At 41.8% G+C, this 22,116-nt stretch carries 22 protein-coding genes; 4 read left to right on the forward strand and 18 right to left on the reverse strand.

The annotated features are described in order from the left end of the window. Positions 1-33 precede the first annotated feature (33 nt). The 12 genes from U5K72_08610 to U5K72_08665 are packed head-to-tail and all read right to left on the reverse strand — an operon-like array spanning position 34 to position 13,080. Positions 34-342 carry a cytochrome C oxidase subunit IV family protein gene (locus U5K72_08610; GenBank protein ID MDZ7718862.1) on the reverse strand — a complete coding sequence of 103 codons (309 nt, stop codon included), beginning with the start codon at positions 340-342 and terminating at the stop codon, positions 34-36. A 20-nt stretch (positions 343-362) separates the two neighbouring features. Then, positions 363-1,022 (reverse strand): cytochrome c oxidase subunit 3 family protein, encoded by a 660-nt coding sequence (locus tag U5K72_08615; GenBank protein MDZ7718863.1) that lies wholly within the window; start codon positions 1,020-1,022, stop codon positions 363-365. Positions 1,023-1,034: 12 nt separating this feature from the next. After that, positions 1,035-2,777 carry a cytochrome c oxidase subunit I gene (gene ctaD / locus U5K72_08620; protein ID MDZ7718864.1) on the reverse strand — a complete coding sequence of 581 codons (1,743 nt, stop codon included), beginning with the start codon at positions 2,775-2,777 and terminating at the stop codon, positions 1,035-1,037. A gap of 7 nt (positions 2,778-2,784) precedes the next feature. After that, on the reverse strand, positions 2,785-3,726 hold the full coding sequence (gene coxB, locus U5K72_08625) for a cytochrome c oxidase subunit II (GenBank protein ID MDZ7718865.1): 942 nt from the start codon (positions 3,724-3,726) through the stop codon (positions 2,785-2,787). Beyond that, positions 3,723-4,559 (reverse strand): SCO family protein, encoded by an 837-nt coding sequence (locus U5K72_08630; GenBank protein ID MDZ7718866.1) that lies wholly within the window; start codon positions 4,557-4,559, stop codon positions 3,723-3,725. The genes coxB and U5K72_08630 overlap by 4 nt, the downstream gene beginning before the upstream one ends. A 15-nt stretch (positions 4,560-4,574) precedes the next feature. Next, positions 4,575-5,078 carry a transposase gene (locus tag U5K72_08635; GenBank protein MDZ7718867.1) on the reverse strand — a complete coding sequence of 168 codons (504 nt, stop codon included), beginning with the start codon at positions 5,076-5,078 and terminating at the stop codon, positions 4,575-4,577. Positions 5,079-5,101: 23 nt separating this feature from the next. Then, positions 5,102-6,301, reverse strand: a complete 1,200-nt coding sequence (locus U5K72_08640) for a hypothetical protein (GenBank protein ID MDZ7718868.1) — start codon at positions 6,299-6,301, stop codon at positions 5,102-5,104. A gap of 27 nt (positions 6,302-6,328) precedes the next feature. Further along, positions 6,329-7,315, reverse strand: coding sequence for a c-type cytochrome (locus U5K72_08645; protein ID MDZ7718869.1), 987 nt, complete (start codon positions 7,313-7,315; stop codon positions 6,329-6,331). A 10-nt stretch (positions 7,316-7,325) separates the two neighbouring features. Continuing rightward, entirely contained in the window at positions 7,326-7,877 is a 552-nt protein-coding gene (locus tag U5K72_08650) for a DUF3341 domain-containing protein (GenBank protein ID MDZ7718870.1), read from the reverse strand. 5 nt (positions 7,878-7,882) lie between these two features. Then, positions 7,883-9,316, reverse strand: coding sequence for an NrfD/PsrC family molybdoenzyme membrane anchor subunit (nrfD, locus tag U5K72_08655; GenBank protein MDZ7718871.1), 1,434 nt, complete (start codon positions 9,314-9,316; stop codon positions 7,883-7,885). A gap of 6 nt (positions 9,317-9,322) precedes the next feature. After that, positions 9,323-12,376 carry a TAT-variant-translocated molybdopterin oxidoreductase gene (locus U5K72_08660; protein MDZ7718872.1) on the reverse strand — a complete coding sequence of 1,018 codons (3,054 nt, stop codon included), beginning with the start codon at positions 12,374-12,376 and terminating at the stop codon, positions 9,323-9,325. A gap of 56 nt (positions 12,377-12,432) precedes the next feature. Then, complete coding sequence (locus U5K72_08665) at positions 12,433-13,080, reverse strand: cytochrome c3 family protein (protein MDZ7718873.1); 648 nt, start codon at positions 13,078-13,080, stop codon at positions 12,433-12,435. Between the two features lie 484 nt (positions 13,081-13,564). Between U5K72_08665 and U5K72_08670 the strand changes: the two genes are divergently transcribed. Then, on the forward strand, positions 13,565-14,134 hold the full coding sequence (locus tag U5K72_08670) for a DUF420 domain-containing protein (protein MDZ7718874.1): 570 nt from the start codon (positions 13,565-13,567) through the stop codon (positions 14,132-14,134). A gap of 307 nt (positions 14,135-14,441) precedes the next feature. Here the strand turns inward: U5K72_08670 and U5K72_08675 are convergent, their stop codons facing one another. Next, positions 14,442-15,149, reverse strand: coding sequence for a metal-dependent hydrolase (locus tag U5K72_08675; GenBank protein MDZ7718875.1), 708 nt, complete (start codon positions 15,147-15,149; stop codon positions 14,442-14,444). 176 nt (positions 15,150-15,325) lie between these two features. Here U5K72_08675 and U5K72_08680 point away from each other — a divergent pair, with 176 nt between their 5' ends. After that, a complete protein-coding gene (locus U5K72_08680) occupies positions 15,326-16,003 on the forward strand; it encodes an L-threonylcarbamoyladenylate synthase (protein ID MDZ7718876.1) in 678 nt (225 codons plus the stop codon). Here the strand turns inward: U5K72_08680 and mtnA are convergent. Beyond that, positions 16,000-17,052 carry an S-methyl-5-thioribose-1-phosphate isomerase gene (gene mtnA, locus U5K72_08685; protein MDZ7718877.1) on the reverse strand — a complete coding sequence of 351 codons (1,053 nt, stop codon included), beginning with the start codon at positions 17,050-17,052 and terminating at the stop codon, positions 16,000-16,002. The genes U5K72_08680 and mtnA overlap by 4 nt on opposite strands. A gap of 235 nt (positions 17,053-17,287) precedes the next feature. Here mtnA and U5K72_08690 point away from each other — a divergent pair, with 235 nt between their 5' ends. Continuing rightward, the gene (locus tag U5K72_08690; GenBank protein ID MDZ7718878.1) at positions 17,288-17,488 is read left to right on the forward strand and encodes a DUF2892 domain-containing protein; all 201 of its coding nucleotides are present in this window, start codon (positions 17,288-17,290) and stop codon (positions 17,486-17,488) included. A 118-nt stretch (positions 17,489-17,606) separates the two neighbouring features. On the opposite strand, the gene paaZ is transcribed toward U5K72_08690, so the two are convergent. The 3 genes from paaZ to U5K72_08705 all read right to left on the reverse strand — a co-directional run bounded on the left by paaZ (position 17,607) and on the right by U5K72_08705 (position 21,178). Then, positions 17,607-19,646 (reverse strand): phenylacetic acid degradation bifunctional protein PaaZ, encoded by a 2,040-nt coding sequence (gene paaZ / locus U5K72_08695; GenBank protein ID MDZ7718879.1) that lies wholly within the window; start codon positions 19,644-19,646, stop codon positions 17,607-17,609. Between the two features lie 489 nt (positions 19,647-20,135). Then, positions 20,136-20,732 carry a transferase hexapeptide repeat family protein gene (locus tag U5K72_08700; GenBank protein MDZ7718880.1) on the reverse strand — a complete coding sequence of 199 codons (597 nt, stop codon included), beginning with the start codon at positions 20,730-20,732 and terminating at the stop codon, positions 20,136-20,138. A 299-nt stretch (positions 20,733-21,031) separates the two neighbouring features. Beyond that, positions 21,032-21,178 carry a YdeI/OmpD-associated family protein gene (locus U5K72_08705; GenBank protein MDZ7718881.1) on the reverse strand — a complete coding sequence of 49 codons (147 nt, stop codon included), beginning with the start codon at positions 21,176-21,178 and terminating at the stop codon, positions 21,032-21,034. A gap of 290 nt (positions 21,179-21,468) precedes the next feature. On the opposite strand from U5K72_08705, the gene U5K72_08710 reads away from it, so the two are divergent. Then, the gene (locus U5K72_08710; protein MDZ7718882.1) at positions 21,469-21,699 is read left to right on the forward strand and encodes a type II toxin-antitoxin system RelE/ParE family toxin; all 231 of its coding nucleotides are present in this window, start codon (positions 21,469-21,471) and stop codon (positions 21,697-21,699) included. Between the two features lie 169 nt (positions 21,700-21,868). Here the strand turns inward: U5K72_08710 and U5K72_08715 are convergent, their stop codons facing one another. Continuing rightward, entirely contained in the window at positions 21,869-22,063 is a 195-nt protein-coding gene (locus tag U5K72_08715; protein ID MDZ7718883.1) for a hypothetical protein, read from the reverse strand. Between the last annotated feature and the right edge of the window lie 53 nt (positions 22,064-22,116).

Genomic DNA, 22,116 nt, shown 5'->3' on the forward strand with positions numbered 1-22,116 from the left:
AGCCCCGGTGGAGAGCCTTGAGCGCGAGCATTGTTAGAATGATGGAATCGGATCTGTTCTGTACATCGTATCCAGGAGTGTAATGCCAATCAATAACATAAAGAATATGATCGACATGATCAGCAGCATCCCGTTGAATTTGCTATCCCAGTAAAGATTCATAAAAAAGGCAGCTACCAGAGTTGCTTTCACAACAGCAATTGATATTGCTACTACAATATTCCATGGTGCTGGGAAATGAATGTAGGTTACGGCAACGGTTATAACTGTCAGGATAAAGAGGGCAATACCGATTCCCCATAAAAATTTGGCTGATGATATGTGATGGTCGTGTCCGGACATAATCAAATATAGTTTTTCAGTTAGTCAATTAAGTATAAGAGTGGAAACAGGAAGATCCAGATGATATCCACAAGGTGCCAGTAAAGTCCCGTAATTTCTACCGGTGTATAATAACCACTGTGAAAAACTCCTTTTTTGGCTTTAACAACCAGCCAGATCATCAGGCCAATTCCAATGGTTACGTGAAGGCCGTGAACTCCGGTCATCATGTAATAGATGCTAAAGAAAATATTGGCTTTTTCGTGTGCAATCCCTTCATATGTATAATATTCGCCTGGATATATGCCGAGATGGAATTTATGACTGTATTCGAAGAATTTAATCACCATAAAAACCAAAGCGAGTGCAATGGTTATATACAGGTTATAAATCAAACCTTTGATCTGATTCAACTGTGCTGAGCGAATTGCCATGGCAACAGTAAGTGAACTTCCAATCAGAACTGCGGTGTTAACAGCCCCCCAAAGTGTGTTTAACTCTTCGGAAGCCTGAACATATAGGTCGGGATACCAGGCTCTGTAAACAATGTAGGCACAGAAAAGTCCGCCGAAGAAAAGGATCTCCGTTACCAGGAAGATCCACATGCCAAGTTTAGCGGAATCAAATTGTTGATCGGAGTCGATAAAATGGTGCTGAAGATGATCAAGTCGTTCTTCAGCTGCTGCAGAAGTTCCAGCCATGATATTTTTCGTTTATGCTTTTTCTTTTTCGGTTTCAGCAACGTCCACATGCTCTTCTGCGTGGTGGCCGTGCCCGTTGTGTGATGTAGCAATTCCCAGTTGAAATTCCGACATCGGTTTGTGATAGTCGTAAGGTCCGTTAATAATTACAGGGGTATGTTCGAAATTATGAAGATCTGGAGGAGATGATGCCTGCCATTCTAATGCCCGACTATTCCAGGGATTTGATGGCGCTTTTTCTCCCCTGAGAAGTGAGTGCAACAAGTAAGCAGCCATAATCAAAAAACCAACTCCCATTACATAAGCTCCCATCGTGGAGAATTGATGGAAGGGTTGGAATTGATCGATGTAGTTGAAATACCGCCGCGGCATTCCCTGAGACCCCATGATAAATTGAGGCAGGAATGTCATGTTAAATCCGACAAAAATGATAGCAGCTACTATTTTACCCCAGAATTCACTGTACATTTTTCCAAACATTTTTGGCCACCAGTAGTGTAATCCTCCGAGGAACGCCATCACCATACCGCCCATCATTACATAATGGAAGTGAGCGACAACATAGTACGTATCGTGGAGGTGAATATCGACGGAAAGTGCACCGAGCATGATTCCTGTAAAACCACCAATCGAGAAGAGAAACAGGAAGATCATAATATAGAGCATAGGGGTTTTAACATCTATTGACCCCTTGTACATCGTTGCCAGCCAGTTAAATATTTTAATGCCGGTTGGTATACCCACGAGAAATGTAAGGAATGAGAAGACCATATTGGCCAGGGAAGATTGACCGGCTGTAAACATGTGATGCCCCCAAACCAGGAAACCAATAAAGGCAATAGCCAATGATGAAAGCGCAATTGCCCAGTATCCAAAAATCACTTTTTTGGAGAATGTGGAGATCACTTCTGAAACAATTCCAAAACCCGGTACAATCATTATATAGACCGCGGGGTGGGAGTAAAACCAGAAGAAGTGTTGATATAAAACCGGGTCTCCACCAAGTGCCGGATCAAAAATTCCAATTCCAAGAACTCTCTCCATCGTAAGAAGAAGAAGGGTAATGGCAAGTACAGGGGTTGCAAGAATCTGGATTAAACTGGTTGCATATAATGCCCAAAGATTAAGAGGAAGTTTATCCCATGTAATACCGGGTGATCGCAATTTGTGAATTGTTGTGATAAAATTAAGGCCGGTTAATATGGATGAGAATCCAAGAATAAAGACTCCGAGTGTCATCATAGCCACACTGCCGCCCGTTGTTGAACTGTAGGGTGTGTAAAATGTCCATCCGGTATCAACACCGCCTGTAAAAATCGCTGTAATAGTAAAAAGAGCTCCGATCACGTAAATGTAAAAACTGGCGAGATTTAAGCGGGGGAAGGCTACATCCTTAGCACCTAATTGAAGAGGTAAAACAAAGTTACCCAAAGCCGCCGGAACCGACGGAATCAAGAAAAAGAAAATCATGATTGCACCGTGCAGGGTAAATACCTGGTTATAAATATCGGCCGTCATGAAATTTCTGGCAGGTGTAAGAAGTTCCGTTCTTAAAAGAAGGGCGAGAACTCCGCCAATAAAGAAAAAGAAAGCAACGGACATGAGATACATCAGGCCGATCTTCTTGTGATCAACCGTAGTGAGCCATGCCCAGAGTCCTTTTTCCTGGTTTAAATAATGCTTTTCAGGATACTCTTCCGGCTTGAACCGTTTAACCTGAATTTTACGAGTTGGTGTTTCTTCTGTGGTAGCCATGTGCTGCTTATTCTATGGTTTTGATATACTCTATAATTGCATTGATCTGGTCATCGTCCAGAGTACCGGCAAAGGAAGGCATAACAGGTTGAAAGCCTTCATGAATTTTTGCCTGGGGTTCTAAAATACTTTCGCGAATGTAATTTTCATCAACTGTTACTGTTTCGCCACTTTCAAGTGGGGCATCAGACCCAAACAATCCCTGGAAGGAGGGGCCTTGCAATACTGTTCCGTCAAGTGAATGACATGTCGTGCAAGCGTTTCGTGTGGTTAACTGTTCACCCAGTTCAACAGGACTGAGGTTGTCATCAGCAGATCCCGCTGTTTCAAGCCAGGTTTCAAAATCTTCTTGGGTGTGTACGATCGCTGTGGCCATCATATTCGAGTGAGCCGATCCGCAGTACTCGGTACAAAATATTACGGACTCGCCCGTATCAGTTGCTTCAAACCAAAGAGATGTGTATCGATTGGGAAGTACATCGTGTTTTACCCGGTAATCAGGAATATAAAGCGAGTGAATTACATCGGTGGAACTCATTACAAGTTTTACAGGTCTGTCTTCAGGCACGTGCAGTTCACCAACACTTACATATCCATTTGGATAGTGGAATTCCCAGAGCCAGCTTTTTCCTACCACACGAACTTCATAGGAGTTATCAGGAGCAGTGGCTTTATTCATATAACCTGTAAATCCCCATGTAAATACAATGGTTACTAAAATGAGTGGAATTATCGACCAGGTAATTTCGAGCTTGCTATTGTGGGTGATAACCGGTGTAACGTCATTTTCAGATCGGCGTCTGTATTTCCATGCAAAATATATAATTGCAAAGGTAATACCGATGAGGAAAACAAGGCTTGTTACATTAATAAAGTTGAATAGTGCATCCGTTTGTCCCGCCAGTGTACTTTTAGCAGGGGGGAGCATAAAATCACTAAGGCTATTCATCGATCAATTTCAATTTTTGGTGGTTGGGAAGAGTTCCGCTCGCGCTTCCAGAAAACGCCCAGAAATATACCCAGAATAATGACGGTAGCCAAGCCACCGAGCTTCATAATGTTAAGTGCAACGGGTACATAACTGTTGGAATCCGGATCGTACGAGAAACAGTATAAAACCACTTTGTCGACTGCAGAGCCGATTTTTCCGTCGGCCGCTTCGTAGAGTGCATTTCGCAGATTGAATTCACTGAAATTTGCACCGTAAAGATACCGGGCAATCTCGCCTTTAGGGCTGAGAAGCATGATACTTGCAAGATGGTAATATTGGTCTTTTGTTTCGTCGTATTTGTAGCGAAAGCCGATCGCTTCCGTTAGTTTATCTATAGATTCTTGAGGTCCTGTTAAAAAGTGCCAGCCTTCTTCCGCACCGGGTCTGTTCAAATCGCCTAAATAGTTTCTTTTAGATTCAGCGGCGATGGCTGGTGTTTCATCAGGATCAATACTAAATGAAATAATTGTGTAGTCGGTGCCGGGTGTCCATTGAAGTTCATCAACGACTTCAAAAACTGCATCAAGCACAACTCCGCAAAGTATAGGGCACTCGTAATACAGAGGATTTAACAATACAGGTTTTTCCTCCTCAATAAGATCGCCAATACGAACCGAATCACCTTCAGAGTTTACAAACCGGAGATCTAATGGAATTGGTTCTCCAAGATTTTCATCTACGCCAATCTCTTCGAGAATGGCAGGTTTGCTCTTATTTAATTGCGCATGTGAACTATCAAAAAGAAAAAACACTGAAACGAACGTTAGTATGCTCAGTGCCAGGTGTTTCATCTTCAATATTAAACTCTATTCATTTGCAATTTCTGTAATTGCACTGTCTATGGGTATTCTGTAAATGCCTGATTCGGCATCTACAATACCAAAAGAATTCAATGTCTCCTGGTCGTTCTGCTTTAATTCGTCAATATTGTAAAACTGACTTTGCTCCGACCGAAGTTGCACTGTCGATGATGTTGTATAGTCATGAATAAAAATTATAGACTGCACAAAAATCAAAATCACTGCTACTCCAAAAATGCTCCAAAATATCAATCGTTTGTAATTGAGGTTATCAAAATTGGCTCCAAAGTTTACAGATGCAATGAAATCATCGGATGCGTCTAAAGAGACTTCTTCTTCCTTCTCTTTAACGGGCTTAACACCTGTTTCGCGTATCCAGTTCCTAATCTCCTCTTCAGAGATTTTATGTTTTTCAGAAAGTTCTTTTACAGCCTCATCACCACCGGATACAGCCTTTAATGCAATGCTGTTTTTTTCTTCATCAGTAAATTTTTTTTGCTTCTTACTCATAGAGGTAAAGTTACAAATGGTAATTATTGGTGATAGGTTTTGTGCAGTGAATCCTGAAGTTTCGGATCATTCACAGGTACCAAATTGTGTTTTTTGAGGCGCTGGAAAAAGAGCCCCATAAAAATTCCTCCAAGACCGATCAGCGTAGCAAAATCGAGCCAGCTAACGGCAACTCCGTGGTGGTGTAACGTTGGCATTACAATCCAGTAAAGTTCAATAATATGCATCGCTATCACCAGGATGGATACAAATGTCAATACTTTGTGATTGTGTTTCGTATCGCGGTTTAGAAGAACAATAAATGGAATGGCAAAGCGGCAAATAATCAATGAGTAACTGATGTATGCCCAGCTTCCTTCCAGCCTGTGATAAAACCACAATGTTTCTTCCGGAATATTTGCATAATAGATCAGTAAGAATTGGCTGAATGCTATATATGCGTAGAAAATGGTAAATCCGAAGAACCAGGCTCCAAGATCGTAAACATGTGATTTCTGTATTGTATTTTCGAGAATTCCTTTGCGGTGCAGCCAAAAGATCAACAGTATTAAAATAGGGAAGAGAGCCTGGAAACTCATTGCAAAAAAGTAGACTCCAAACATGGTTGAAAACCAATGAGGATCGAGTGACATCAACCAGTCAAAACTTGCAAATGCCACGGTTAAAGCAAAAATTAAGATTCCCGGTGCACTAAGTTTCTTGAGAAGCTCCATGAGCCCCCAATCGTTTGTTCTGTCCATCTGTACGGATACTTTATGCAGTCTGTATCCTAAGTAACCCCAGATGGCAAAGTAGATAATTTGTCGTATCACAAAAAACGAGGTATTCAGGTACGCTGTCTTACCCGTTAAAATGGGGTCGCCCGCTACGGCATCAGCATGCGTCCAGTGGTATAGTGTATGCATTCCCAGCAAAATTGGAATGATAAAAATGGACCAGATCCAGATGTTGGAAGCAAATGCTTCAGGAATTCTGCGAATCACAACTCCCCAGGATGATTGGGTGATGTGATGAATCATCAACAGTATAAGGGATGCTAATGCTATACTCGTAAAAAAGGCAAAACTGGTGAGATATGAGAAGAAAAACTGTTCAGCATTTAGAAAATATCCCACACCACTGGCAATTAAGCCCACTGCACCGAAACCATAGAATGTTTTTGTTACATCCAGATTTTCGGGAAATTGGAGTGAATCAGTAATTTTTGGACTTGTTGAAGCCATTTATTCTAAAATTATTTTTGATCTAAATTATTCCTCAGATACTGATTTTATAAATTCAATAAGTGACTGTACTTCACCTTCACTCAGATAATCGTATGGAACCATCGCATTTTGGTAACCTTCAACAACTTGCGAACCTGGTTCTCTTATAGATTGAGTGATGTATGCTTCGTCTGCCACTCTGGTTGATCCATCGGTAAATGTTCTTTGTCTACCAAATAATCCCTGGAAAGACGGCCCCACTAAACGACTTCCGTCAAGCGAGTGGCAAGTTTGGCAAGCATTTTGTGCATAAAGTTGTTCGCCTCTTGCAGCCGATATTTCTTCTTTACCACTTGCTGCTGCCCGTTCTTCTTCAAGCGCGGCCAGCTGTTCCTGTTCAGCCTGGTATTCGGCTTGTATCTGAGCCAAATCTACATCATACTGTTCCATTTCCGATTCGGGAACATTCTGACTTCGCTGTAGCGCACGAATGTAGGAAACAATTGCCCACCGATCTTCCACTTTTATTTGTGTTGCGTACGAAGGCATATTTCTAATACCGTTCGTAATGGCTGAGTAGAAGTGTCCATCCGGCATTTGGCGGATGTTATCTGTGTGGAATGACGGAGCTGGTACATAACCATACTGACCAGTCATAATTACACCGCGTCCGTCACCAACTCCACCATGGCAAACGCTGCAATAAATATCATATCGTTCTTTTCCCCGATAGATAAACTCTTTGGTTACTTCAACCGGAATCTCTTCAACCAGGTTACCGTTTTCATCAAGTCCTTCATAATAAGCATCATTTTGTTTGAGCTTACCTCGTGCAATAGTTCCTTCAACAGGTGCTCTCATAGCCATATTGTTTTCAAAGAAGGAGTTTGTTTCCTGGGCATTGAACCGATTCTGGAAATCCATATTCAGATTTGGGTGAACGGGTGGTTTTTCAGAAATCTGTCCCCGGCACGATAGCATAAAAAGGCCGGTTAGGAGTAAAACACTAATATTTGTTTTCGATAATTTCATAGTTGAGAAACTAATCGTCGTAAATGGTTTCGATGTTGGTGGCACCGCTATCTTTTAAAAATCTGGCTACTTTCTCTTCCTCGAATTGAGGATCATTGGATTCGATGCACACAAAAAATCCGTCGTCAGTAGCTTTTTTGAAATTATCTGAGCTAAAGAGCGGATGATTGAGTTTCGGGAGTCCGTTTAAAAAGAACATTCCAAATACGGCACCAAAGGCGGACAAAAGTACTGTTAATTCAAACATGACAGGTACCCAGGCCGGAATATTGAAAAAAGTTTTACCACTAATATTCATCGGGTAATCTACAGTCATCATAAAATAGATCATAGCAAAGGCACCTGCTAAACCCAAGAGGCCATGCCCGGCAACAATCCATCCAAGTTTGGATTTCTTCAGATTCATTGCTTTATCAATGCCATGTATTGGAAACGGGCTAAAAGTGTCGAAATGTCGATACCCGCTTTCCACAATTGCTTTAGAGGCATCTGTTAATTCTTTTGGATTCCTGAACTCAGCAAGAATACCGTAAACAGCCTTTTCTGAATCTTCTTTCTTCATGACTTTTATTGATTCGTCTGATTTTTATAGGGTTCAGGTACTTCAACTTTTGATGGTACAAATTCGCCATCTTCATCATAATTGTGCGGATCGGCTTGCGGCAATACACCCTTCAATTCAGCGACTGCTACCATAGGGAGGAATCGCAGGAAGAGAAGGAAAAAGGTAAAGAACAAGCCAAATGTGCCGATGTATGTGGCCATATCCCAAATGGTGGGAGAGTAGTAGCCCCATGATGAAGGCAAAAAGTCTGTTGAAAGCGATGATACTGTAATTACAAATCGCTCAAACCACATTCCGATGTTAACAACAATTGAAATAATGAATGTAAATGTAACGTTTCGTCGTAATTTTTTAGACCAGAAAAACTGGGGAGAAAATACATTGCAGGCAAACATAATCCAGTATGCCCAGGCGTAGGGCCCGGCAGCCCGTAGCATGAAAATTGCTTTTTCATATTCAACACCGCTGTACCATGCCATAAATTGCTCCATGACGTATGCAAAACCAACCATCGTACCGGTTACAAGTACAATCATATTCATTTTTTCCATATGGTCGATGGTCATAATATCTTCAAGCCCATAAATTTTCCGGCAGATAATCATCAGCGACAATACCATTGCAAAACCTGAAAAAACAGCTCCGGCCACGAAATAGGGTGGAAAAATTGTGGTGTGCCAACCCGGAATGATCGAAACGGCAAAGTCGAACGATACAATAGTGTGTACAGAAAGTACAAGCGGAGTGGCAAGGCCGGCCAAAATCATGTAGGCTTTTTCATAATTCCACCAGTGCCGGTTACTTCCTCTCCAGCCGAGTGCGAAAGTTCCGTAAACTACTTTTCCGATTTTGCTTTTAATTCTGTCTCGTACGGTAGCCAGGTCGGGTACAAGTCCTACATACCAGAATAATAAGGATACCGTGAAGTAAGTGGATACAGCAAAAACATCCCAAAGCAGTGGACTATTAAAATTCGGCCACATCAACATCTGATTGGGGAGTGGAAACATCCAGTAAACAACCCATATACGACCTACGTGGATGGCCGGAAAAACGCCCGCACACATCACGGCAAAAATGGTCATGGCCTCTGCAAAACGGTTAATTGCTGTTCTCCAGCCCTGACGAAACAGGAAAAGAATAGCTGAAATAAGCGTTCCGGCGTGACCTATACCAACCCACCATACAAAGTTTATAATTGCCCAACCCCATCCAACGGGAGAGTTCAGCCCCCAGATTCCGGTACCTTCCCAAACCAGGTATCCAATGGATCCAAGCAGTACTAATAAGAGTAAATTGGCAATACCGAACGCAATATACCAACCCTGTGGGGTGGGACGGATATTGATATCCGTAATCATTGCGGTTATATCCTTAAAATCATGGTTGCCCTTCACGAGAGCGGGCTCCGGAACGTATTCGTACGTTTTACTCATGTTTTATTAATGTTGCGAGTGAGTTTCTTGATTGGATGATTTCAATTCTGTGTGAGGATTACTCAGCTTGGCAAGATATGAAGTTCGCGGACGAACATTCAGCTCCTCGAGCATTGTGTAATTTCTGCTATCCATTTTCTGCTGAGCTACCCTGCTGTTTCGATCTGTTAAATCACCAAATGAGATAGCTTTGGTTGGGCAGGCTTGTTGGCATGCGGTTTCAACGGCACCATCTTCCGGTTTAGGAGAACCAGTTTCGTTTTTAGCCTTAATCTTGGCCCGGTTTACACGCTGAACGCAGTAGGTGCATTTTTCCATCACACCACGGAAACGAACAGTTACATCCGGATTCATCGCCATCTGGATGATTTCCGGGTCGTCTCCGGTTGTTAAATATTCTTTGCTATAATTGAAGAAATTGAATCGTCGTACTTTGTAAGGACAGTTATTCGCGCAATACCGGGTACCGATACAGCGGTTATAAGTCATCTGGTTCATGCCATCATCACTATGAGTGGTGGCCGCTACCGGACAAACCTGCTCGCAAGGAGCCAATTCGCAGTGCATGCACGGAACCGGTTGATGATATGCTTCCGGATTCTCTTCATCACCCGCATAGTAGCGGTCATTTCGAATCCAGTGCATTACACGACGGCGTGCAACTTCACGTTTACCCACAACCGGAATATTATTCTCAGCCTGGCAAGCTATCGTACAGACTCCACAACCAAAACAGGAGTTCAGATCAATAGCCATACCCCATTGTGGTTCGGAATCAGGTCCGTAAGTTTCATCAAACAATGAGATAGGTCCTCTTGAATCGCCTTCTTCCAGGCCCGGAACCTCATATCCGTGAACACTTTCATAAGTAGCGAAATCAGGATTTTCCTTGTATTGGTCAAGCGATGCCGTACGAATCATATCACGGCCTTCCAGGCTTTGATGATCTTGAGTACAGGCAATTTCATAAGTTGTTCCTGTAGCTTCCACTTCGGCAGCCTGGAACAACATATTTGCAGTGGTTCGAAGCGGATAGGTATCCACACCAACTCCATCGGCTACACGGCCAATATTTTCGCGTCCATAACCTGTAGTAAGTGTAATAGAATCATCGGCATGACCGGGCTGAACCCAGGCAGCGATCTCGATAGTCGTTCCGTTGGATGTAATTCGTACGACAGGAACATCATCGCTGCTGAAACTTCGTTCGGGATCAATTCCAAGATTTCTTGCAGTAGCCGGGCTCATCAGTGCCACGTTATCCCAGGTCACTTTTGTCATAGACTCGGGCAACTCCTGTAGCCAGCTATTATTGGCATAACGGCCATCAAAAAGCTTGTTATCTGGTTTGATGGAAATTTCTATACCATCAATCGGCCCGTTGGAAAGATCTTCTTGAATAGCAGAAGACAGATCTCCGGTTAAAGAAACGGTTGCTGCTTCAAATTCACTTTCAGAATCAATTCCATCATGCAGGATTTGTTCCCACTGGTCTTCAAAATCGCTGTCAATAAGATCAGCCCATGTTTCTCTTACAAGGTCGTATCCAACAGGATCGTCACCGTTCAGAATCACATCTAAAAGTTCAATTTCACTGATACCGCCAAACAAAGGTTGTATCTGTGGCTGAATGATGGATCGTTGACCTGTATAAGAAAGTCCGTCTCCCCATGATTCAAGATAATGAGCACGATTCAGATGCCAGTTACAAAGCCGCGATGTTTCAGTTACATAGTCTGATAGGTGGATCTTTGTCTCAACATTTTCAAGGGCTTGTTGGATATTCAGATCCGCAGGGGCCGTGTAGACCGGGTTCGTACCTAAAATTACTGCTGTTGAATAGGTACCAGAATTCAGATCGGTAATTGCATTGGCGAAGGCCTCATTTTTGTTTCGATCTTCACCAAAAGGCAATTCGTGATATGTGACAGTATTACCGTTGTTGCCGAGTGCCGTATTGATGGCAGCGACAGCAGCGTGAACAGCCGGCGAATGTTGCGAGCCAACTGTTACCACAGAATTACCGGTATTTTCTAAGAGATCACCGGCAAGGATGTCCATCCACTCGTGATTACTAAATTCGTTTGATATTCCTTCAAAAGCGGATAGTCCGTTAACATTTTCAGACAATTTTGCCGCAAGTGCATATATAAAGGAAGGAATTTGTGATGTCTTTACCCGAAGCCTGTGATCGGCAAAAGATCCTGTGCTTGTAAAGTTGTTCTCTACACAGTAGAATCTGGACATCTCATCATCGGTAGAACTTACTTTCCTTGTTTCTGCAATTTTGTAGGTATCCTCAACACTGTTTTTGTTGCTTTGAGGACTCATAAAATCATCATCAAACGAGACGATAATATTTGCCTGATCAAAATGATTAACTGTTCTCAATCGTTGCCCAAAAGCAATTTGGGTGCCTTCAAGTGCATTGTTATCGCTAAATGGTTCGTAAGTAACCCATTCTGCATTTGGAAATTCTTGTAATATCTGTTCTTTCAGCCTGTGGTAGGTAGGCGATGAGTTGGCTTCATCAATAAAAAGAATCGGTTGTTCTCGATCTGCAAAATGTTCTTCGGCAAACAACACAAAATCTGCCAGTGTGGCTTGTTCGCCTTCACGAAGAGGAGAACGCGATCGGTCAGGGTCATATAAATTAAGAACAGACGCCTGATGATAAATATTTGTACCGCCGTTGCTTGATGGATGTTGACTGTTCCCTTCTACTTTTCGCGGACGACCTTCCGTATTTTCTACTAAAAGTCCGGTGACAGAATCCTGGAAGGGCATCGCTGTAGCATAAAAGAGCGGCTCTCCAAGAACCATATCTTCAGGCATTCTTGAGAATGGCAGAATCTTTTGTACCGGTTTGCGGCACGATGCAAATCCTGCAAGCGCAATAGAAGCCCCCATTACACGGAGAAAACTTCTGCGTGAAACCTGATCAGTCATTTCAGTAGCATTCTCAGGAAATTCACGATCTACATATTTTTCATACTCCTTGTTTTGAGCAAGCTCATTTAAGCTTTTCCAGTATGTAGTTTGATTTGACTGATCACTCATTCTTTACAGAATATTTTGTTTAAAACTCATAATTATTCGGGAGTGAGCCAATATGTTTAGTAATGACATCCCTGGCAGTATGTGGGTGCACTGATGTTGTGTTTGGCAACCAGATCAATGCCAACTTCAATTTGATTTTCAACTTCATACCCCATTGTTGTTACTTCCGAAACCGGACGCAGATGTTTTTCAGGTTCTCTGTGGCAATCCAGGCACCAGCCCATACTCAATGGCTCGGCCTGGTAAACTTTTTCCATTCTGTCTATTCGCCCATGGCATGATTCACAACCAACTCCAACATTTACGTGTGCAGAGTGATTGAAATAGGCATAATCGGGAAGCATATGAACACGAGTCCATTCAATTGGTTCACCAGTCTCCCAGCTCTCCAGAATTAATTCAACATTTTCCGGATTTGGAACCTGAACCTGATTATGACAATTCATACAAGTTTGCGTTGCCGGGATGTTTGCATAACGGGATTCATCTACCTGGGAATGGCAATATTTACAATCCATACCCAACTGCCCGGCATGAATTTTATGGCTGAAAGGAACCGGTTGTTCAGGTGCATAGCCAACATCCGTAAATTCAGGAGAGAAAAAGTACCAAACGCCAAAAACAATGGCATTTAATAATATAATAGAACCTAATAAAATTCGTCGGGGTGCGTCGTTTGTCCACTTAGGAAAAATCTGAGCCATAAATGAAATACGTGTTACCAGTTACAAAAAGATGCCTTGGCATTTAGCGTGAAAAGGTACCGAATATATTGAAATCTGCATACCTGTTTGTTGGTCAAATGCAATATTTAAAATGAATCTAAATAACTGCGTTGAAATCCAGATGAACCAGATTTTGTAGCGGAAGTAAGATAGGGGACAGCACAGATAATTGCTTATAAAACAGGAAATTTTTTTACTGAAATCTGAAACCAATTTCAGTAGCTAAATTTAAACATGGCTATCTTCCTAAAAATACTGAATGATAAGAATTTAGCTTTCTGTACGTGTGGAATGATTTAACTATTCTGAAATGTTTTGTCCTCTTATATGATGTAAAATTAGCAGTTTCAACCAATCAATACGTTCAAAAATTAGTATTTTTGTGCGTAGAAAAGCCAACCCGAAAAGTTTTAACACAGGCAGGTCTGCAGGTCTGCATGAGCCACAGATAATTATTATTTGAATGAATAGAACTCCAAACGAAGAATTAACAGTACAGTTTTTAAAAGAGGTAAGTGTAAAAAAAGCGATTACCACAATTTTAATCGTTAGCGGGATAGCTTTTCTATTTTTGCTTTACCTAATCTATGTGAATGATTCTGGCGAAACCTATGCAAGTTGGGTTCAGGAACTCCCGGCACTAAATGCATTCTTAAATAGTGTTACCACGGTCCTGATTTTGTCGGGATATATGGCCATCAGAAAGAAGAAATTCAAAGTTCATATGAGATTTATGCTGACAGCTTTTATAACCTCGAGTTTATTTTTGATCAGCTATCTTGTTTATCATCATTATGCCGGAGACACCCCTTTTCCAGGCCAGGGATTCATTCGCCCGATCTATTTTACAATCTTGATTTCTCATATAATTCTCTCTGCCTTTGTGGTTCCCCTGGTATTAACAAGTTACTATTTTGCATTTTCCGGAAAATTTAAATCACACCGCAAAGTATCGAAGTGGACGCTCCCGATCTGGCTGTATGTTTCGGTAACAGGTGTGATAATATACTTTATGCTGAATGCTTACACGTAAATCGGTCCGCTGAACCGATAAGTTGTTATTCACAATTTGGGTCTTAAAAGAGATCTGAAGACAATTTAATACCCTTGAATGGAGGTTTTTCAATTCAGGAGAGCAGCTTAAAAATAAATCATCGGATGAGTGAGTAAGCTTGAAAAATTTTACTCGTAAGTACTCACCCGATGAATAATATAAACGTCAGTTTCGAGCGCAGCTCATGAGTGAAAGCGAATGAACGAAGTCGAGAACTTCTCGTCTCCATTCCGTTGCGCTTGAAGTGACGGTAGTATTGTTGTTAAAGTGTGGTTGATTCAGGTTTTCAGTCACCCAAAAACTGTTCACCCGGTTTGGGGATAGCCACATCCGAGTCACTGTATTCTTTTACAAATTTCTGAAACTCTTCAGCTTCACCGGTTAAAACTGGAAATGTATCATAGTGAATGGGAACAGCCAGTTTTGGATTCAACATCTCAATACACATTGCAGCTTCCTGCGGACCCATTGTGTAGTAGTCTCCCATAGGTGCAGCAACTACGTGAGGTCCATACATTGTAGCATATAATTCGAGATCGGTAAAAATATTGGTGTCTCCCATATGATAGAAACAGATATCATCCTCAAAAGAGAGAACAAGTCCCCCGCACTCACCTGCATATTCGCCTCCAAAAGATGAGCTGTGATTTGCGTTTACAAGCGTAACGGAGAAATCATCGAAGTGGATTGAACCGCCTTTGTTAAATTCAACCGCCTGGTCATCGCTCAGCCCTTTTTTCTTTAACAGACCGGAGAGCTCAACGTTCGAAACAACTTTACACCCGGTTTTTTCTGCAAGTTCAATTGTGTCTCCTACATGATCTTCATGTCCGTGCGTCAATAATATAAATTCAATATCGTCCGGATTTTTTTGATCGTCGGGGGTTGAAGGGTTTCCCGATAAAAAAGGATCGATATAGATCACTTGCCCATTTGGAGATTCTAACCGAAATGCTGAGTGACCTAACCACCACGCTTTAATTTTTGTTTCCATCCTAAACCTCTTTTTTGTTATCATTAATTCAACTTTCTAACACAAAAATTTAATGAATCGTTGGAATGAAAGCAGATTTAGTTCTATGCAGCACACACGCTTATGGTACTTTTCTATGCATTTCAGTTCAACTGTGAACATACACAAATCTTATCAAGTAAAAACGGAAGGTATATATGGCAAAACGAATAAAAATTCATCCCGAGAATCCACATCGCGCTAAAATATTTGAGATCAGTGACGATTTAAGAGAGGGAGCTGTAGCAATATTGCCAACGGATAGCCAATACGCACTGATCTGTGATTATCAGAATAAAAAGGGGATGGATCGTATTCGTAAAATTCGACAGATGGGTAAGAAAGACCATTTAACGGTGATGTGCCATTCGCTCGAACATGTATCTACATTTGCACATCTGAATGATGATAATTTTAAATTGATCAAACGGCTCATTCCCGGGCCATACACTTTTATTTTACCGGCAACGCGCGAAGTACCCCGCCTGCTTACCCATCCAAAAAAACGAACGGTTGGTATTCGTGTACCCGATTACCCGATCTGTCTTGAACTAATTCGGGAACTGGGACGGCCGGTGCTGGCTATTACGGCAAAACTGGACGGAGTTGAATATGGCCATCCGGAAGATGGAGACAGAGAGATGTTTCTAAGCCGGTTCGACAAAATTGTGGATGTGATTTTAGACAATCAGGAGCCACTGCATGCTAATGAAACCACTATTTTAGATCTCACTGACCAACCTTCAAAGTTAATTCGCGAAGGATTGGGGATGGAGCGGTTGGAAGAGGCCCTGGCTTTGGAAGCCCGAGAACTTCTTGTTACCGATAATCTCTAATTAAGAAGTTTCTCAAAATTTTCTTTGAACTCCGGCTTGATAATTCCTTTTTCGGTGATGAAAGCCGTAATCAGATTATGAGGTGTGATATCGAAAGCGGGATTGTAGACATCCACTTTATCGGGGGCAGTTCCTTTATTAGCGAAGTGAGTTACCTCTTCCGGTTCTCTCTCTTCCAGCTCAAAATCGTCACTGTCTTTGAGTTCCATATCTACTGTGGATAAAGGAGCCGCTACATAAAATGGGATATCGTGTGCATTTGCTAAAACAGCAAGGCTATACGTTCCAATTCGGCTAAAGGTATCACCCAGGCTTGAAATTCGGTCGGCGCCGACAATTACCAGGTCTATTTCATTATTTTTCATAAGGTTAGCTGCGGCCGAATCGACCTGTAAACGTTGCGGTACTTCTGTTTTTTTAAGTTCCCAGGCTGTTAATCTGGCTCCTTGCAAAAGCGGACGTGTCTCGTTTACCCATACCATTTTTAACTTGTCTTCTCCGTGAGCATGTAATATTACCGACAAAGCAGTGCCATATTCTCCTGTTGCAAGACCGCCGGTGTTATCATGGGTAAGAATTCCGGCATCTTCAGGAACCAGATCAACTCCATGTTCACCAATTGATTTGCAGGTTCGCCGATCTTCATCGTGAATAGTGATGGCTGTTTCAAGCATTTTATCTTTAATGTCTGAAATTGGATCCTCTTTCAGTGCATAAATCGTTGTAAGCATCCGCTTTAACGACCAAGATAGATTCATCACTGTTGGCTGCGCCGATTTAATGTAATCGGCAATGCGTTGAGTCTCACTGTAGAATGTTTGAAACGTTGAATCGGGCAAATCCTGAACTCCAAAATAGAGACCATACGCTCCTGCAATTCCAATCACCGGTGCCCCCCGGACTTTCTGTTTTTTGATAGCATCCCAGACCTGGCCAACGGAATCTAAATCAATATAAACTTCTCGATCGGGTAAGAAGGTTTGATCGAGAATAGTGAGGTGATCTTCTTCCCAGCGAATGGATTGAAATGAGGTTTCTTCCCGGCTCATAAAACAATTATTTCCTTAAATATTAGTGTTTATTAAACATAAGTAATTCAGAAGAGAGTATCGGAATATTCCTTACACAGTTATAAGGCGAACCCTTAATATTTCATCAGGTTTCATCTTTCTATCTTCACAATAGTATTGAGTAGATTATATATAAGAATAAAGGGAAGCACTGAGTTATCAGAGATGATGATATTCAACGAGAAGGAAACATACCGAGGTGATCACCATGATCATGAAGAAAAACGTAGGATACTGGGATTCAATATTCAGAACTATTGTGGGTGCCGCTATAGTGAGCATTGGAATGTTTTACGATAATGTTTGGGGATTACTCGGACTGATATTGGTATTTTCGGGTGTTGTATCGTTCTGCCCGTTTTACCGAATATTCAAATTTGCTACTGTGCATACAAACATAGAAAGAGAGAATTGAGAGAAAACATGTTTGGCCTGTTTGAAGCCAAACAATTCATAACCTGAGTTCAGTCAGAACTATAGGGAGCCGGACACGATTCGGCTCCCTTTTTTAATAAGGGCCTATTAGCACTTTTTTAACTATCAATATCCAATCGATTCTTACGTTTTACAAGAGTTAAAATGGTGTATTCAGCAACCAAATCATTCATCTGATTGGTTACCTCCACATTCCACCAAACCATTCCAAAGGGATGTTCATCTTCTTCTCGCTGCTGACGAACAGTTTTTCGTTTCACAATCAATTTGGCCTGGATGGTATCGCCGGGTTCAACAGGTGCTGTGAATCTTAAATCTTCCAGACCGTAGTTGAGAAGAACGGGTCCCGGATCGGGATGAACAAACAACCCGGCTGTGATTGAAAGTACCAAATAGCCATGAGCTACCCGTTTCCCGAAGAGAGATTTTTTTGCAGATTTATCATCCGCATGGGCATAAAAATGATCGCCGGTCAGTTCGGCAAATTCTGTGATATCTTCATTTGTGACAATTCGCTCCCCGGTTGTCAATGATTCTCCAACTTCTAATTCTTCAAAATACTTTTTGAAGGGGTGAATATCAGCTTCTTTGGTTTTGGCTCCACTGATGTGTTGACCAGTTATATTCATCAAAGTTGTTGGCGAACCTTGCAGCGCGACTCGCTGCATATGATGTAAAACAGCCCGTGCTCCACCCAGTTCTTCACCACCGCCTGCGCGACCGGGACCGCCATGAACCAGAGATGCAATCGGAGAACCATGGCCTGTTGATTCGTCAGCGCTATCCCGATTGATTACCATGAAACGTCCATGATAAGGAGCACAGCCGAGTGTAATTTTTTGAGCGATTTCATCGTCAGCCGTAAAAAGAGATCCGACCAGTGAACCATCTGCTTTATTGGCGATTTCGATCGCTTCATCTACGGTTGAGTAGGGCATGATGGTTGTCATTGGGCCGAAGGCTTCGATGGTGTGAACCTCATCAATTTCTAATGGTTTGTGGCACTGTAGGATTCGTGCTTTTGAGTAGGCTCCCTTCAAATCTTCGCTTTGATATTGATAAACCGAATCTGTGACCTCCTCCAGTTTTTGAAGCTGAATTTCAAATCGTTCGGCCTGAAATGAACTTGCAAGCGGACCCATTTTGGTTTTTTCATCAGCAGGATCTCCAATTACAACTTCAGAAAGCTGATTTTTTAGAGCGTCAATCACTTCATCCGATTTTTCAACGGGAACAATCACACGCCTGATCGCTGTACATTTTTGGCCGGTTTTTACGGTCATTTCATTGGCCACTTCATTGATGAACAGATCGAACTCCGGCATATTGGGGGTAACGTCAGGTCCCAAAATGGAACAATTCAGGGAATCAGCTTCCATATTAAACCGAACATTATTGCCAATAATATTGGGATGGCTCTTGAGTTTTCGTCCCGTTTCTGCTGATCCGGTAAAATCAACACTATCCTGGCTGGTCAAATGATCCAAAAGATTTCCGGGTTTATCTGCTGCAATAAATTGAACAGAGCCCTCGGGAAGTATTTCTGATTCGATAATATCTTTAAAAACTTCAAAGGCCAGGTACGAACCAAGAGGGGAGGGTTTAATAATGGACGGCATTCCGGAGATAAAAGCCGGAGCCAGTTTTTCCAGCATATTCCAGACCGGGAAATTAAAAGCATTAATTTGGATGGCCACTCCACGTCGCGGTACACAGATATGCTGTCCTGTAAATGTTCCTTTTCGTGATAATGTTACTTGATCACCTTCCACATGCCAGGGCAGATCGGAGAGGTTTTGCCGAGCCTGGCTCGAAATACCAAAGGCTGTTATAATACCACCATCAATATCAATCCAGGAATCTCTCTTTGTAGCTCCGGTATGAGTCGATATTTCGTAATATTTCTTTTTACGCTCTAAAAGATGCTTCGCAAGAAACTTGATTTTAAACGCCCGCTTGTGAATTGACATCTCTCGCAATTTCGGTCCGCCAACCGTTCGGGCATATTCGCACATGGCTTTGTAATCCAGATCGGCTTCAATCAGCTTGCCCACGGTCTCCCCGGTAACTGCACTAATCAGGTCAGATTCGGTTCCGGTAGTGATCCATTTGCCTTGGGAGTAGCTTGTGACTTTCATTTCTGGATACTGGTTTCTGGTTGCTGGATACTCGTTACATGGATCAGTTATTTTTTTCGACCGATTGAATAAAAAGATTAAGTTTTTTCCCAACTATATCACAAAGTGAAACTAATTCATGATATAACCTTTGATCTTTTAAGGACTTAGTTTCGAAAAGGGAATCCAAATGATCGCGGGTCTCATCGTTTGATGCCTGGGCAAAAACTAAAAATCGGATGTACTCCTGCTTATACCGCCTTCTGCCATAGCCTTCGACTATATTTGATCTCACTGACTTTGCCGAACGTCTGATTTGACTCCCAGTTTCATACATTTCGAATTTAGGAAGGGTAAGTGACATAGCATGTATTTTATTTGATTGTGCTCTCGCTAATTTCCAGATTTCCTGATTCCTGTAACTCATGATGATTGATTTTATTCAGGTTTGATACAAAATCTAAAGGATCCAATGATTACTATCCAGTCTCCAGTCTCCAGTATCCAGAATCAATTTTTCTTCTTCTCTCTCCAAGTCTCATACTCCCTCTCCTGCTCTTCTCTATTCTTCGGAACCTCCCGCAACGGTTCACACTCTTTCCACTCGTTTTTCATATCTGATGGTAATTTCTGATACCAGGCTGTTCCCTCCGTTTTCCACTCCAGCATCTCATCGGATACATCTTTGATGATTTTTGCCGGATTTCCTACAACTACTTTTCGATTGGGAATCTCCATCCCTTCGGACACAAAAGTCAGAGCACCTACGATGCATTCATCTCCAAGATTTACATTGTCCATCACCACGGAATTCATTCCAATTAAACAATTCTTACCAATGGTTGATCCATGAATGATTGCTCCATGTCCGATATGGGCTGACTCTTTCAGTGTGACTGTCACTCCCGGAAACATGTGGATCGTACAATTTTCCTGAACGTTACAGCCATTCTCAATCACAATTTTTCCCCAATCTCCCCGAATGGCCGCGCCGGGACCGATGTAGACATCTTGTCCAATGATTACATTTCCGGTTACGGCCGCTTGTGGGTGGATGAATGCACTTTCATGAATAACTGGTTTATATCCTTTGAATTCGTAGATCATAAAAAATGGATTTTATAAATATTATTTTAATGAATCAATGTATCGGTCATGTTTCGAGGCACCATCCTGAACTCCTGTATTTATGGAATTTTTTCCGAATTGGTCGACGGGATCTGCTCCCTCGTTGGATAGAGATTCCAAATGCTTTTCAACCATCTTTGAAATGCTCCTAACGTGCTTTTTTGCATAAAGTTTGGCATTTTCAATTACCTTTTTATCGATCGATAATGTAATTTTTTCTTTTATACAAATTATTACTTATAACCTGTATTTATCATTCAACTCAATTCCCTGCCGTATCAAATCCAGTGATTTTTCCAGGCGTCTTTTTTGGTTGCATCCCATTTAGCCGATTCAATGTGTTCGATGAATTCCTTTTTCTTATAATCGGTAAAATTTTCGAATTTGGCTTTTGCATCAGAATCATTTGATAACGCTTTAGCCAAAAGATCGGACGTCAATTCTTTCTTTTCTTCTTTATCCGCGATTTCTAATTCCTCATCAATCTCCCGGTATTTAATCGCCTCCCGTATCGAATCATTCTGCCCTGGTCGAATCCGGTGATTATCAGAATGCCAGTGAAGCAGTCCGGGATGCGATTCGGTTTCATCAGATCTACAGAGATAAAATTGTTGAAGATTTGAGGAACGAAATTGAAAAAGGATGGGACGGCCCCGAGAGTTCCAGAAAAATTCAGGATATTATTTCCGCCAAGACCGAAGAAGGCGTTCATTAAATGGCTTCTCCAAAAGTGTATATACTTTCGGCTGAAGCCGACAGGGACTTTGAAGAGATTTTTGATTATATCGTGGAAGAGTTCGACTTGGATCAGACGGTGAGATATCTTACGGAATTGGAATCAATCATTTTGAAATTAACAGATACTCCCGAAATCGGCAAGAATCGTGATGAAATTAAACCCGGCTTAAAAAGTTTTCCCTTCTCGTCTCAGATTCTATTTTATTGAGTGAATAAAGATCACATTCGGATTGTACGGGTTCTGCATGCAAGGCGAGATATTCTCAGATTTTTCGAAAAGTAACTTTTTAAGGTTGATGGAACTCCCAGCGAGGGCCAATTCCAAAAACCAACACAATCAAATAGGCAGAGCTTATTAAGGACTATCTGTTTTACTTTCAACCTTCTTTTATCATCCGTTCATATTCATCGTGAGTGCCAATCCAAACCCATATAAAATCATTTCCATCTTCGACGGCAAGGGCTCTATAATTAATTCCTACTCTTGCCGACCAAAAGTTCCCAACTTTTTTAAAATGAAGTGAAGGATGGCGTGGATTAGCTTTTAAAAGCTCGAAATTCTGTTTTGCCAAGTTTTGAATTGAGGTAGGAAGTTTATCAAAGCACTTCCAAAATCGGTTTGTGG

Source organism: Balneolaceae bacterium (assembly GCA_034521495.1).
In the GTDB taxonomy this organism is placed as follows: domain Bacteria; phylum Bacteroidota; class Rhodothermia; order Balneolales; family Balneolaceae; genus Rhodohalobacter.

Bases quoted from the DNA above. Each gene is read 5' to 3' on its own strand.
- U5K72_08610 (MDZ7718862.1), bottom strand. From the start codon at position 342: ATGTCCGGACACGACCATCACATATCATCAGCCAAATTTTTATGGGGA.
- U5K72_08615 (MDZ7718863.1), bottom strand. From the start codon at position 1,022: ATGGCTGGAACTTCTGCAGCAGCTGAAGAACGACTTGATCATCTTCAG.
- ctaD (MDZ7718864.1), bottom strand. From the start codon at position 2,777: ATGGCTACCACAGAAGAAACACCAACTCGTAAAATTCAGGTTAAACGG.
- coxB (MDZ7718865.1), bottom strand. From the start codon at position 3,726: ATGAATAGCCTTAGTGATTTTATGCTCCCCCCTGCTAAAAGTACACTG.
- U5K72_08630 (MDZ7718866.1), bottom strand. From the start codon at position 4,559: ATGAAACACCTGGCACTGAGCATACTAACGTTCGTTTCAGTGTTTTTT.
- U5K72_08635 (MDZ7718867.1), bottom strand. From the start codon at position 5,078: ATGAGTAAGAAGCAAAAAAAATTTACTGATGAAGAAAAAAACAGCATT.
- U5K72_08640 (MDZ7718868.1), bottom strand. From the start codon at position 6,301: ATGGCTTCAACAAGTCCAAAAATTACTGATTCACTCCAATTTCCCGAA.
- U5K72_08645 (MDZ7718869.1), bottom strand. From the start codon at position 7,315: ATGAAATTATCGAAAACAAATATTAGTGTTTTACTCCTAACCGGCCTT.
- U5K72_08650 (MDZ7718870.1), bottom strand. From the start codon at position 7,877: ATGAAGAAAGAAGATTCAGAAAAGGCTGTTTACGGTATTCTTGCTGAG.
- nrfD (MDZ7718871.1), bottom strand. From the start codon at position 9,316: ATGAGTAAAACGTACGAATACGTTCCGGAGCCCGCTCTCGTGAAGGGC.
- U5K72_08660 (MDZ7718872.1), bottom strand. From the start codon at position 12,376: ATGAGTGATCAGTCAAATCAAACTACATACTGGAAAAGCTTAAATGAG.
- U5K72_08665 (MDZ7718873.1), bottom strand. From the start codon at position 13,080: ATGGCTCAGATTTTTCCTAAGTGGACAAACGACGCACCCCGACGAATT.
- U5K72_08670 (MDZ7718874.1), top strand. From the start codon at position 13,565: ATGAATAGAACTCCAAACGAAGAATTAACAGTACAGTTTTTAAAAGAG.
- U5K72_08675 (MDZ7718875.1), bottom strand. From the start codon at position 15,149: ATGGAAACAAAAATTAAAGCGTGGTGGTTAGGTCACTCAGCATTTCGG.
- U5K72_08680 (MDZ7718876.1), top strand. From the start codon at position 15,326: ATGGCAAAACGAATAAAAATTCATCCCGAGAATCCACATCGCGCTAAA.
- mtnA (MDZ7718877.1), bottom strand. From the start codon at position 17,052: ATGAGCCGGGAAGAAACCTCATTTCAATCCATTCGCTGGGAAGAAGAT.
- U5K72_08690 (MDZ7718878.1), top strand. From the start codon at position 17,288: ATGAAGAAAAACGTAGGATACTGGGATTCAATATTCAGAACTATTGTG.
- paaZ (MDZ7718879.1), bottom strand. From the start codon at position 19,646: ATGAAAGTCACAAGCTACTCCCAAGGCAAATGGATCACTACCGGAACC.
- U5K72_08700 (MDZ7718880.1), bottom strand. From the start codon at position 20,732: ATGATCTACGAATTCAAAGGATATAAACCAGTTATTCATGAAAGTGCA.
- U5K72_08710 (MDZ7718882.1), top strand. From the start codon at position 21,469: ATGGCTTCTCCAAAAGTGTATATACTTTCGGCTGAAGCCGACAGGGAC.